This is a genomic window from uncultured Faecalicoccus sp. (assembly GCF_944325745.1).
GTDB lineage: Bacteria > Bacillota_I > Bacilli_A > Erysipelotrichales > Erysipelotrichaceae > Faecalicoccus.
Genome location: NZ_CALVBG010000001.1, coordinates 50,804 through 63,941, shown reverse-complemented (window position 1 = coordinate 63,941; position 13,138 = coordinate 50,804). Strand labels below are relative to the sequence as shown.

Genomic DNA, 13,138 nt, shown 5'->3' with positions numbered 1-13,138 from the left:
AGTTTCTATGCGTAAGATACCTATGCGTAAATGCGTTGTAACGCAAGAACGTTTTCCTAAAAAAGAATTGATCCGTGTTGTTCGCACACCGGAAGGGGAGATCGTTGTCGACCCTACAGGGAAAAAGAATGGACATGGAGCGTATGTTTCTCGTTCAAGACAAACCATTGAGAAGGCAAGAAAGAATCATGCCTTAGATCGTGCTTTAGAAACAACGATCCCGCAAGAGATCTTTGATCAATTGGAAACGTACTGTGATGAATAAATGGATCACTTATGCCCAAGTTGCATTTAAGGCAAATAAGATTTGTAAGGGATCAAAACTTTTGCCAAGTATCCAGAATCAGACGGCGAAACTTGTTATCTATTCAAATCAGATGGGTCAAAATTCCAAGAAGAAGATCTTGGATAAATGCCGATTTTATGAAATACCTTGTTTTGGTGTAGATCAAACAGAATTTGATCATATCACGAAACGATCTTTTGTAGCATTTTCTATAACGGATCGCAATCTTGCGAGTCGGATATTAGAACAAAGAAAAGGAACGGTGATATCAGATGGCTTACAACAAACAAAAGAAAAAACCCAATCGGAATCGCAATCAGCGAAATAACAACCGACCACAACCGACGAAAAAAGTAGAGTATCCTAAAGAAATTACTTATCATGATACTTTGACCGTGGGCCAGTTAGCTGAGCTTTTAAAAAGAAATAGTTCCGATATCATCAAGTTTTTATTTATGATGGGAAATATGTCTACGATCAATACCGTGCTTAGCGACGACGATATTGAATTGATCTGTATGGAGTTCCATTGTGAACCGCATAAAGAGATCATTATTGAAGAAGACGATATTGAAGAACAGCTGGGTCACATCGAAGATAAAGAAGAGAATTTGGTCCCTCGTCCTCCGGTCGTTACGATCATGGGACACGTAGACCATGGAAAGACAACGTTGTTGGATACGATTCGTAAAACCAATGTCACAGGTGAAGAGTTTGGTGGAATCACACAGCACATCGGAGCTTATCAGGTCAATGTCAATGGCCGCAAAGTAACTTTTTTAGATACTCCAGGCCATGAAGCTTTTACTTCTATGCGTGCTCGTGGTGCTCAAGTGACCGATATCGTTATTATCGTTGTTGCGGCTGATGATGGTGTTATGCCGCAAACCAAAGAAGCGGTCGATCATGCGAAAGCAGCCGGCGTACCTATTGTGGTTGCGGTCAACAAAATGGATAAACCGGGAGCCAATCCTGACCGTATCATGTCGGAAATGGCTGAGCTTGGTATCATGCCAGAAGAATGGGGCGGAGACACGATCTTCACTAAGATCAGTGCTAAAACAGGCGAAGGGGTTCCGGAACTGTTAGAGACCATGTTGCTGGTTGCGGATATGCAGGAATTAAAAGCGAATCCAAATTGTTTATCCAGCGGTACAGTTATTGAAGCTAAATTGGATAAAGGACGTGGTCCAGTTGCGACCTTATTGGTTCAAAGAGGCACCTTGCATGCAGGGGATAGTATCGTTGTGGGAAGCTCTTTTGGTCGCGTTCGTAAGATGACCAATGATCGTATGCAGGAGATCAAACATGCAGAACCAAGTTGTCCTGTTGAGATCATCGGTTTGAATGATGTTCCTCGTGCTGGAGATGTCTTCATGGCTTATGCAAATTATAAGAAGGCGCAAGAAATCGCCAATCAACGTCTGGAAAAACAGATTTTGAAAGAGCGTAATCAAACTAGTGCGATGTCTTTGGAAGATCTGGCCAAGAAGGTTGAAGAAGGCGACTTACAGGAAATCAACGTTTTGATCAAAGCGGATGTTCAGGGATCTGCCGAAGCTTTAAAAGCCAGTATGGAAAAATTGGATGTAGACACAGTGCGCGTCAATGTCATTCGTTCAACAGTGGGCACGATCTCAGAATCTGATATCATGTTAGCCATGGCTTCTAATGCCATTATCTATGGATTTAACATTCGACCAAGTGCTGCGATTCGAAAGAAAGCCGAAGAGGAGGGTGTTCAGATCCGTCTGCACAATATCATCTATAAAGCTTTGGAAGAACTCGAATCAGCCATGAAAGGTATGCTGGCTCCTGTTTATGAGGAAGTCGTAATTGGACAGGCAGAAGTTCGACAAATCTATAAGGTTTCAAAAGTCGGAACGATTGCCGGATGTATGGTGACTGACGGCTGTGTTCGCCGTGATTGTAAAGTACGTCTGATTCGTGACGGCATTGTCCAATACGAAGGAAAATTAGGTTCTCTTCGTCGTTTTGAAAATGATGTTAAAGAAGTTACAAATGGTTTTGAATGTGGTATGACCATTGAAAATTATAATGACATCAAAGTGGACGACATCATTGAAGCTTACGAAGATCAAGAAGTGCAGGAGGCATAATGGCTGTTTTAAAAGCAGAAAGAATGGATCATATCCTGTTAAAGGAGATCTCAAGGATCCTTCAGTTCGAATTAAAGAATCCAAAGCTAGGCTTTGTGACTGTAACGGATGTTCAATGTACAAAAGACTTAAGTTTAGCCAAAGTCTATGTTTCTTTTCTCGGGCAACAGACGCGTAATGATGCCGGACTGCGCGTTTTGAATCAAAGTAAAGGATTTATTCGATCGAATCTGGCAAAGAAGATCAAGATTCGAAAAATGCCGGATCTGGTCTTTGTACAAGACTTAAGCTTGGAACAAGGAAACCGCATTGAAAAGATCTTACACGATCTTCATCAAGAACAATAAAAAAATAGAGGTTTTGTCTTCAGAAGACAGAACCTCTTTTTCGGGATTCATCGGCAGTTTGAGCACGACGATATTCTAATGGTGTTTGGTGCATCGTTCGTTTAAAACTTTGGGCAAAATAAGATTGACTTGAAAATCCAACAATTTGACTGATCTCGTTCACGGATAGATTTGTCGTTCGCAGAAGAATCTTGGATTCCTCAATTCGTTTTTCCAGAAGAAAGTTGATAGGGGAGATCCCTTTTTGTTTTTTAAATGTATGTGCTAGATAATATTTATTGACATAGGCAGCCTCAGCCAAATGATCCAAGGTGATATTTTCTTTATAGTGTTCATTGATATAGTTTTCGACAAAAATACATTCTCGATTGACTTTCTTGCTTGGGGAGATATGTAATTCGATCTTGGAACGACGGATAATATTGATAATTAAGATTTCCAAAAGATTTTGGCATTGTTCCTGATAATAGGGCTCCTGGTTTTTGACTTCCAGAAGCAGAGTCTTCAAATAAAATAAGATCTCATGTTTATAATCTTGATAGTTCGCACAAAATACATCACTTTCGAGCTTTAATCCTTTTTCATAAAACTCAGTGCCTTCAAAGCCTAATACGATGTACTCAAATAAATTGTTATCATATCCAAGTTCTGTATGACTGACATTAGGGTTGACGATAACGAGATCATCTTCTTTGAGATGTAAGGTTTCATTAGCGGTCTGAAATAAACCTTTTCCTCTCGTCACATAGAATAATTCTGTACAATGATGCATATGTTGTTTACTATGCCAGTCATCTCCATAGATTCCTTGCGAGATATAAATTAAATTCATTTTGATATTATCAAAAGATTTTTCATTGATGATATATTGTTGATTCGGCATACGAATATTATAAATTTATTGCGGTCCTTTTTCAAGAACGCAATATTATAAAAAAAACCGATCCTTTCGATCGGTTAAAAACAAAGAAAATATAATAATCAGGCGATTTTATTCATTCATTTGTGATTTTGCGAGCATCGCAGCCCCTACAAGACCTGGTTCTTCAATGGTGGCGCTGGCTAATGTTGTTTCGCGCATTCCAGGGAACAGCAGTTTTCTCATTCGTTCTTGCACATCTTCCAGGAAATCAGCGCTTGATTTCATGACACCACCTTGAATCAGGATCATTTCAGGATCACAGACAAAGCATACGTTCGCTAATAAAACTGCGAGATCGTCTTTAAAACGTTCAACAACTTGTTTGGCATTTGGATCGGTTGTGGCAGCTTCAAATAGTTGACCAGCGTGTTCAAATGTTTTTTGGCAAGCTTTATTTCCTTCACGAACGATGGCCGGACCGGATACCCAAGATTCAGCGGCTCCCGGATTTAAACCGGCAATAGGATCGCGAGTGGGATCGATGATCGCATTTCCAATTTCTCCGCCATGTCCATGGAATCCGGAGAGCACTTTTCCATCTAAGATCATAGCGCCGGCTACACCGGTGGATATTGTCATAAAGTATACATTTTGTTTTCCGCGTCCTTCACCCAGCAATGCTTCTGCCAAACCTGCCACTTTTACATCGTTTGCCATAAATGTCGGCTTATTGAAACGGTTTCGGATATGATCTGCGATAGGATAGCCGATCAAATCCGGTAAATTGTTAGAAATAATGATTTTACCGTTGACCGTATCCGTAGGGCCTGGAATTCCTAAACCGATACCTTCCGCTTCTTCATAACCTTTTAAAGAAGCAATCAGGTCTTCCATGGTTTTCATGACGTGGTCTTTTCCTAAATGTGCTTCGGTTTTTGATTTTTGGACATCTAAGATTTTTCCATCTTCTTGCACGATTGCGGCACGAATATTGGTTCCTCCCAAGTCCACTGCAATAAATGTTTTCATGATATTTAATACTCCTTTTTTTCTATTATAAACGAATTTTTGTGATTTGACTGAAGGAATGGCAATTCATCTAAAGAAAAGAACAAGATATTTTTAAAGAATTCGAGGATTCTGTTATAAAATATTAAAAAAGGAAGCGGTGAATGATTTTATGTATATATTGTTTTTCTTGATCAGTTTTTCAGCTTCGATCATCGGAGCCATCTGTGGGATTGGCGGGGGAATCATCATCAAGCCGGTCATGGATGCCTTCGGTGTGCTGGATGTATCCGTGATCAATTTTTTATCGGGCTGTACAGTTTTATCGATGACCACGTACTCTGTTTGTAAAAGTTTTATCGCTAAAGACTCTTCCGTTAATATGAAGATTGGAACTCCGTTAGCGATTGGAGCGGCGATAGGCGGACTGATCGGAAAAGAACTTTTTAGTTTTGTCGCTTCTTTGTTTGAAACACCGAATACCGCGGGGGCTGTCCAGGCGGCTATTCTTTTGTTGATTACACTGGGAACTTTGATTTATACGATCAATAAAGATAAGATCCATACTTTACGGGTGACAAACTTACTGTCTTGTTTGTTGATTGGATTGATTTTAGGCGGTTTTTCTTCCTTTTTGGGAATCGGAGGAGGACCCATTAATTTGGTCGTTCTTTATTATTTCTTTACGATGAAAACAAAAGAAGCTGCTCAAAACTCTTTATATATCATTTTGTTTTCTCAAGGTGCGAGTTTGATCAGCAACCTTTTAAGCGGGCTGCCTTCCATAGAAATATTGTTGTTGGCAGGAATGATCGTCTGCGGAATCCTTGGTGGGGTATGCGGAAGAAAGATCAACAAAAAGATCGATGAGAAAACCGTGGACAAACTGTTTATCGGTTTGATGATCTTGATTATCTGTATCAATATTTATAATATTTTCCATTACACAAATATTTAACCATAATAAAAAGCTGTAGAGCTTTTCTGATCAATGATCGAAAAGATACAGCTTTTTTTATTGCATTACAATTAGTCGCGTTCAACGATCGTGGCACATCCCATACCGCCACCGATACACAGAGTTGCTAAACCTTTCTTTGCATCACGTTTTTGCATTTCGTGTAACAGGGTAACCAGGATACGGCATCCACTAGCGCCAACCGGATGTCCTAAGGCAATGGCTCCACCATTGACATTGACTTTATCCATGTTGAAGTTCAATTCTTTCGCAACAGCTACAGACTGAGCTGCAAACGCTTCATTTGCTTCGATCAGATCCATATCGTCAACACTTAATCCAGTACGTTCCATAACTTTTTTTGTAGCAGCCACTGGACCGATACCCATGATCTTTGGATCTACACCAGCTAACGCACCATCAACCCAAGTAGCCATTGGAGTTACACCAAGTTCTTTTGCTTTTTCTTCGCTCATCACTACGATGGCAGCAGCTCCATCGTTGATTCCGGAAGCGTTACCAGCTGTAACCAATCCACCATCTTTACCAGAGCAGCAACGAAGTTTGGCTAAAGTTTCTGGTGTTGTACCAGCACGAGGTCCTTCGTCTTTCTTGAATTCAACGATTTCTTTTTTAACTTTTACAGGAACTGGTACGATTTCATCATCGAATTTACCTTCTGCTTGCGCTTTTTCACATTTTTGCTGAGAATTTGCAGAGAATGCATCCAATTCTTCACGAGTCAATCCCCACTGATCGCAGATGTTTTCGGCAGTGATCATCATATGATAATGATTGAAGGCATCCGTCAATGCATCGTTGATCATCGTATCCACCAATACACCATTGTTCATACGGTAACCAAAACGAGCTTTATTCAATGCGAATGGAGCCATAGACATATTTTCCATTCCACCTGCAACGACGATATCCGCTTGACCAGCTTTGATCATTGCGGCAGCCTGATTCACACAGTTCAAACCAGATCCACAAACAACATTCAAAGTGACTGCAGGAACTTCAATTGGTAAACCAGCTTTGATCGATGCCTGGCGGGCAACGTTTTGTCCTTGTGCAGCTTGAATAACACATCCCATCAAAACTTCGTCAACTTGTTCCGGTTTTACACCAGCACGATTAAGAGCTTCTTTGATTACGATAGCTCCTAAGTCAGCAGCCGGTGTATTGCTTAAAGCACCACCCATTTTCCCAATGGCTGTACGGCAGGCACCAGCTAATACGATTTTTTTACTCATGACTTTTCCTCCATTTTGTTTAAGGTATTTCTTACCACCTTTGACTTTATCATAGGAAGGTGGGAAAATCAATGAACAAAATAATTTTTTCACAAGTAAATTTTTTGTGTTTTTGGACAAAAGAAAAAGGGCTGAATGAGCCCTCTAAGGTCGATATTTGATCATATTCACAGGTGTCTTTCCGACGATCAGTTGTTTTCCATCGCTATATCCTTCAGGACGGTCAGCTAATTCTTTGATCAAAGCCTCTCGTAAAGATTCAATTGTGCTTTGATAGGCAGGATCCTGAATCGCATTATGCGTTTCCTGGGGATCTTTTTCTAAATCAAAGAACTGTTCCATGCCTGTTTCACTATACCAAATGTATTTGTATTGTCTGGTTACGATATAATGATTCGACAGACCGGAGTGGAAACTGTGCTCACCATGAATGTAATCCCGAAGTGAATCTTTTTCTTCGGTCAAAAGAGGAACCAAGGAGTTTCCGTCCACTGTATCCGGAATGGGCAACCCGCAAAGATCAAGCAGGGTAGGCATGATATCCCTTAATTCTACGACTTCATGGATCACTTTTTTCTGCTTAGGTAAGATATTCTTTCCAATACGCATCAAGAACGGGATATGGACGCTTCCTTGATAAGGGAATACTTTTCGCCATAGACTATGATCGAATAACATTTCGCCATGGTCACTGACAAACAGTACGATCGTATCTTCTAAGACACCTTGTTCCTGCAGCTTAAATAAGATGCGGCCAATCTGATGATCAACATGCGTGATGCAAGCATAATAACCAGCCATGACATCGTGCTGGACGCGATCATCATCTTTACCATAAATCGAGTTGGGCTCGAAATGATGTTTTTGAGTCTGTGCTAAATCGTCCCAATCGCCTTTTGCCGGAGCGCGCAAGTCTTTATCCTTATATAAATCATAATACGATTGCGGCGGATCAAAAGGGGGATGCGGCCGCAAGAAGGATGACATCATAAAAAACGGTTTTGTACGATCTCTTGTATCTAAAAAGCGAAGACTTTCATCACTGACCCAATTCGTAGGGTGCAGTGTTTCTTCATAGATCCAAGGATGAGTGACCCATGAATTGCATTCCAATCCTGATGCGGTTACATCCGCTTGCAGACCTTTTTTATTTTTTAGATCATATAAATAATCATCACAGACTTCTTGGTGCATCCAATGGGGAATTGAGTCTTGTCTTAGATTATGTAAAAACCCATCGTGCAGACGAATGTGATCAAAACCACATGTGAGTCTTGGCGGATGCACGTGCATTTTCCCGATACATTCTGTCTGATAGGAAGCATTTGAGAATTCTTCTGCTAAATAATGCGTGTAATTCCAGTCGATCCCATCTTCATATCCGACACGACCGTGACCTTCCTGACTTCGCCCGGTAAATATGGCAGCGCGTGCAGGTATACAGCTGGGAGTGGCGCTATAAGCATGATCAAAGACCGTTCCGTCATTCCCAATGGAATCTAAATAGGGAGTCTGTACATCTGGATGATTGGCGATGGATAAACAATCCCCGCGAAATTGATCACACATGAGCAAAACGATATTCGGTTTCTTTTTCATTATGAGATCCTCCTTCAGTCATGATCTATAAGTGTTTTATATACTTTTTGTAGTATAGCATATTTTACTTGACATTTCATGATTTTGTCGTTTTTTGCGAAAAAGCAATATCTCTAAAAAAACTAACAAGAATCGTGTAGTAAAAGCGCTTACATTTCTTTATACTGAAATCAAATGAAGTTCTAATTATTAGAGGAGGAGGATAATATGAACAAATTTTATAGAGCTGGGGCTGTAGCTCTGGCTATGGCTACACTTGTTACTGGTTGTAGCTCAGGAGGAAGCTCTGATACTGCAGAAGCCGAAGTTCCTACTAACGAAGATGGTCAGCGTATTTTAGCGTTTGATGCTTTCGAAGGCGGAAACGGTACAGAATTCTTGGAAGAAGCAGCTGCTGCTTTCGAAGAAGCAAATCCTGATGTTGATGTTCAGATCCGTTGGAGTAAAGAAATCGACCAGGAAATGCAGAAAGACAACGCTTCTGGTAAGTATGCAGACCTTGTTTACTACAACTTGGGACAGGCATCTAACTACACTGAATCTATGCTGAACAGCAATAAAGTAATGGATATCAGTGATGTAATGGAAGAAGTAGCAGATGAAATTGATACTTCTATTACTTCACCAACAGCTGAATATTTTGGCGATGGAAAGAGCTACTTAGCTCCAATTATGTATACACCAGCTGGTTTATACTACAACAAAGCGGAATTAAGTGATGAAGAACTTCCTACAACTTGGGATGAAATGTTTGCTTTAGGTGACCAAGTTCATTCTGAAGATGCAAACAAATACTTGTTTACTTATCCAATCAGAGGTTACTTCGATAACACATTGTTAGGTATGTTATACCAGGCTGGTGGAGAAGAATACTTCCAGAACGCATTGAAATACGGTGAAGGAACTTGGGATTCCGATGAAGGAAAACTGATTCTTGAAACGATCGCTAAATTAGTTGGTCCTGAATATCTTGAAAAAGACACAGTAGCGAACGCTAACGTTGATGGTGGATTTACTGTTAACCAGCAGTCTATGATCGATGGTAAAGCCGTATTTATGCCAAACGGATCTTGGATCGTTGCCGAAATGGCTGAAACGACTCCTGAAGGATTCTCTTGGGGTGTAATGCCTTTACCTGCATTTGAAGAAGGTGGAGATCGCGTAGTTACTACAATGACTGAAACTGTTTGGATCCCTGCAGAAGCTGCAAATGCTGATGACGCAAAAGCGTTTATCAAGTTCTTATACTCTGAAGATGCCGCTCAGATTTTCGCATCTCACAATATCGTTTCACCAAGAAAAGATTCTGCTAGCTTATTAGCTGACGAACAGTTAAAAGGTCTGTTTGATGTTTATAACATGGAAGGTGTAAAAGCTGTATCCGGTACATATGCCGCTTATGATGCAACAGCTGTTCCAGATGTTGACTTCAAAGGAACAATCTATGGTCCTATCGAAGAAATCGCAAGTGGTAAAGAAGGCGTTACTGTTGATACATGGCAAGAATCACTGACAGAACTTTGGACAACATTACGTGAAAATCCTCTGTCTGCAGAATAAAAAAACAGTGATATGAAACTATAAAGCGGTGATTCTTTCACCGCTTTATTTAGACTAGAGAGATAAGGAGGACAAAATGACAAAAAAGAAAGCACAATCGCGCTTTGTTGCTGCATGTCTGGCACCTGCTCTGATTCTCGTTACTCTGTTTATTGTAATCCCTACCATTCAGGTATTCCGATATTCTCTGTATCAAAAATCAAGCTTTGTAGGTGATGAGACGTTTATTGGATTAAAGAACTTCAAAACTTTATTCAATGACTCCATTTTCCTTGAATCGATTCAAAATCAGATCTTGATCATTGTGGTCATCACTATGTTTACGATTGTATTGGCAATCTTCTTCGCAACTTTGTTGACAAGAGAAGAATTCAAGGGAAAAAACTTATTCCGTGTTATTTTCTATATTCCAAATATTTTGAATATCGTTATCATTGCGGGGATCTTCTCGGCAATCTATGCACCAAGTAATGGTCTGTTGAATACTCTATTATCTTCCATTGGATTGGATTCTTTAACTCGTCAATGGATGGGGGATCCGGAGATCATTATCTTCTCGATCATTGGTGCACTGGTATGGCAAGCAATCGGTTATTATATGGTAATGTATATGGCCAGTATGACTTCTATTCCAGAAAACTTGTATGAAGCGGCTTCTTTGGAAGGTGCTGGAAAATTCAAACAGTTTTTTATGATCACATTGCCTTGTATTTGGGATAATATTCGTCAAACGTTGACATTCTTCGTAATTTCAACGATCAACTTGAGTTTCTTATTTGTACAGGTCAATACCAACGGACAGTTTGGAACTCAAGTCATGTTGAACTATATGTATTCTAAGGCATTCTCTGGCAACCTTGGTTATGGTATGGCGATTGGTGTAATCACGTTTATTTTGGCATTCTCTATGGCGGGTGCTTTAAATAGAGTAACGAAACGTGATCCATTGCAGTTCTAGGAGGTGTATTTATGAAAAAAATGAAAAATTTATCACCTCATGCATGGTATAAGATCTTTATTTACTTTGTAATGATCGTATTTGCAATTACGATTGTTGTTCCGATTGCTTGGGTATTCCTCGCAAGTTTAAAAACGCAGCTTGAATTAAATGCTGCTAATCCTTGGGCATGGCCTGAAGTACTCCAATGGGGCAACTATGTAAAAGCTTTTGAAAAGGCAAGAATGGGCGATTATCTGCTCAATACAGTCATTGTCGTTGCGATGGCCTTAGCGATCTTATTGGTTGTTGCCTTGCCTTGCTCCTATGTACTGGCGCGATTCAAGTTTAAAGGTAAAAAATTCATGAACTTGTTATTCATGGCGGGTTTGTTTATCAACATGAACTACATCGTTTTACCGATTTATATGAATCTGTTTAATATTGATAATATGTTGGGAGTGACCCATTTCCTGGTTGACAACAAGTTGATATTGGCGATTGTCTATGCTTCCACCAGTTTACCATTTACAGTTTATCTGTTATCAGGATATTTCCAATCATTGCCGAAAGCTTATGAGGAAGCCGCTTTGATCGATGGATGTGGTTACTTTAAGACAATGACTAAGATCATGATTCCTATGGCTCGCCCAAGTATCATTACCGTCATCTTGTTCCAGTTCTTGGCATATTGGAATGAATATATGGTTGCCTTTACGTTACTGGAGACAGAACATGCGACATTGTCGGTGGGCCTTCGTAACTTGATGCAGGCGCAGCGTTCTGCAGCGGATTATGGTACGATGTATGCTGGTTTGGTAATTGCCATGGTTCCAACCTTGATTCTGTATATCATTGTACAGAAAAAATTGACACAAGGTATGAGCCTTGGTGGCTTGAAAGACTAAGGAGGGAACAGTTATGTATGAAAGTAATATTTTTAAGACAATCTTAAAATTTATTGCGTTTTTTATCTGTGTTGGCTTAGTCATCTATGGTCAGAAAACGGTAGGAATTCCTTACTTGATGATCCAAATCGTTGGTGTCATCGGAATTATGGTTCTGATCTATCTGTACAATAGAAAATATAAATAGGAGGAACAGAATATGGCAGAATTGTCTTTAAGACATATTGATAAAGTATATGACAATAATGTTCAGGCTGTTTTTGATTTTAACCTTGAGATCAAAGATAAAGAATTTATTGTTTTCGTTGGACCTTCTGGATGCGGTAAATCGACGACTCTTCGTATGATTGCCGGTTTGGAAGATATTACAGCCGGTGAATTTTATATTGACGGAAAATTGATGAACGATATCGAGCCAAAAGATCGTGATATCGCCATGGTATTCCAATCTTATGCATTGTATCCACATATGAGTGTATACGACAATATGGCATTTGGCCTTCAGCTTCGAAAGACACCAAAAGAAGAAATAGATAAACGTGTTAAGGAAGCCGCTCGTATTTTGGAAATTGAACCTTATTTGGATCGTAAACCAAAAGCGTTATCCGGGGGACAGCGTCAGCGTGTTGCCTTAGGCCGTGCTATCGTTCGTAACGCAAAAGTATTCTTGATGGATGAACCGTTGTCAAACTTGGATGCGAAACTTCGTGTGCAGATGCGCAGTGAGATCATCAAATTACATGAAAGAATCGGTGCGACTTCTATTTATGTAACCCATGACCAGACAGAAGCTATGACGATGGCGGATCGTATCGTCGTTATGAAAGCTGGATACATTCAGCAGATCGGTACTCCAAAAGAAATCTATAACAATCCGGCAAATATGTTTGTTGCGGGATTCTTAGGAGCTCCAGCTACGAACTTTATTCACGGAACTTACCAGGATCATCAATTTACTTCAGGTGATCATGTGATCGATGTTCCAAAAATGTTCCATGAAAAAATGGAAGCTTATAACGGAAAGAAAGTTGTCTTAGGTATTCGTCCAGAAGATATGCATTCTGAAGGAATCGTTGCGGAAACGTATCCTTCCGGACTTTTTACTTATCATATCGATGTTGCAGAACTTGTAGGGCATGAGTATATCCTTCATGGCACTTATAATGGAGAGCCGCTGAATGCTAAGATTCCTTCTCGTCAAGAAGTTAAAGGGCATGAAGATATTGAATTAACCATGGATCTCAGCAAGATCCACTTCTTCGATCCTGAAACTGAAAATCGAATTATTTAAGGATAG

The 13,138-nt window shown here is 40.0% G+C and carries 14 protein-coding genes; 10 read left to right on the top strand and 4 right to left on the bottom strand.

The annotated features are described in order from the left end of the window. The first annotated feature begins 7 nt into the window (after nt 1-7). From Q0J48_RS00320 to rbfA, 4 genes are read left to right on the top strand one after another with little or no spacing between them, the layout of a single operon-like run. Complete coding sequence (locus Q0J48_RS00320) at nt 8-265, top strand: YlxR family protein (RefSeq protein WP_296240535.1); 258 nt, start codon at nt 8-10, stop codon at nt 263-265. Next, a complete protein-coding gene (locus Q0J48_RS00315) occupies nt 258-614 on the top strand; it encodes a hypothetical protein (RefSeq protein ID WP_296240532.1) in 357 nt (118 codons plus the stop codon). Before Q0J48_RS00320 ends, Q0J48_RS00315 begins: the two co-directional genes overlap by 8 nt. Further along, nucleotides 559-2,406, top strand: coding sequence for a translation initiation factor IF-2 (gene infB / locus Q0J48_RS00310; RefSeq protein ID WP_296240528.1), 1,848 nt, complete (start codon nt 559-561; stop codon nt 2,404-2,406). Before Q0J48_RS00315 ends, infB begins: the two co-directional genes overlap by 56 nt. Beyond that, entirely contained in the window at nt 2,406-2,753 is a 348-nt protein-coding gene (gene rbfA / locus Q0J48_RS00305; protein ID WP_296240524.1) for a 30S ribosome-binding factor RbfA, read from the top strand. The genes infB and rbfA overlap by 1 nt, the downstream gene beginning before the upstream one ends. 19 nt (nt 2,754-2,772) lie before the next feature. Here rbfA and Q0J48_RS00300 read toward each other — a convergent pair whose 3' ends face one another. Together Q0J48_RS00300 and Q0J48_RS00295 are read right to left on the bottom strand one after the other, a co-directional pair. Further along, on the bottom strand, nt 2,773-3,636 hold the full coding sequence (locus Q0J48_RS00300; RefSeq protein ID WP_296240516.1) for an AraC family transcriptional regulator: 864 nt from the start codon (nt 3,634-3,636) through the stop codon (nt 2,773-2,775). Between the two features lie 108 nt (nt 3,637-3,744). Beyond that, complete coding sequence (locus Q0J48_RS00295) at nt 3,745-4,644, bottom strand: ROK family protein (protein ID WP_296240514.1); 900 nt, start codon at nt 4,642-4,644, stop codon at nt 3,745-3,747. Nucleotides 4,645-4,783: 139 nt separating this feature from the next. Between Q0J48_RS00295 and Q0J48_RS00290 the strand changes: the two genes are divergently transcribed. Next, nucleotides 4,784-5,581 (top strand): sulfite exporter TauE/SafE family protein, encoded by a 798-nt coding sequence (locus tag Q0J48_RS00290; RefSeq protein ID WP_296240508.1) that lies wholly within the window; start codon nt 4,784-4,786, stop codon nt 5,579-5,581. A gap of 71 nt (nt 5,582-5,652) precedes the next feature. Here the strand turns inward: Q0J48_RS00290 and Q0J48_RS00285 are convergent, their stop codons facing one another. Beyond that, nucleotides 5,653-6,837, bottom strand: a complete 1,185-nt coding sequence (locus Q0J48_RS00285; RefSeq protein ID WP_296240507.1) for an acetyl-CoA C-acetyltransferase — start codon at nt 6,835-6,837, stop codon at nt 5,653-5,655. Between the two features lie 144 nt (nt 6,838-6,981). Next, nucleotides 6,982-8,436, bottom strand: a complete 1,455-nt coding sequence (locus Q0J48_RS00280) for an arylsulfatase (RefSeq protein WP_296240496.1) — start codon at nt 8,434-8,436, stop codon at nt 6,982-6,984. Between the two features lie 207 nt (nt 8,437-8,643). Between Q0J48_RS00280 and Q0J48_RS00275 the strand changes: the two genes are divergently transcribed. From Q0J48_RS00275 to ugpC, 5 genes are all read left to right on the top strand, one after another. Further along, a complete protein-coding gene (locus Q0J48_RS00275; protein WP_296240491.1) occupies nt 8,644-9,996 on the top strand; it encodes a carbohydrate ABC transporter substrate-binding protein in 1,353 nt (450 codons plus the stop codon). A 76-nt stretch (nt 9,997-10,072) separates the two neighbouring features. After that, entirely contained in the window at nt 10,073-10,954 is an 882-nt protein-coding gene (locus Q0J48_RS00270; protein WP_296240489.1) for a carbohydrate ABC transporter permease, read from the top strand. A gap of 11 nt (nt 10,955-10,965) precedes the next feature. After that, nucleotides 10,966-11,841: a carbohydrate ABC transporter permease gene (locus Q0J48_RS00265; RefSeq protein ID WP_296240475.1), complete on the top strand. Its 876-nt coding sequence runs from the start codon at nt 10,966-10,968 to the stop codon at nt 11,839-11,841. 13 nt (nt 11,842-11,854) lie between these two features. Then, nucleotides 11,855-12,028, top strand: a complete 174-nt coding sequence (locus Q0J48_RS00260) for a hypothetical protein (RefSeq protein WP_296240468.1) — start codon at nt 11,855-11,857, stop codon at nt 12,026-12,028. Between the two features lie 12 nt (nt 12,029-12,040). Then, nucleotides 12,041-13,132, top strand: a complete 1,092-nt coding sequence (ugpC, locus tag Q0J48_RS00255) for a sn-glycerol-3-phosphate ABC transporter ATP-binding protein UgpC (RefSeq protein WP_296240460.1) — start codon at nt 12,041-12,043, stop codon at nt 13,130-13,132. The last annotated feature ends 6 nt before the right edge of the window (nt 13,133-13,138 follow it).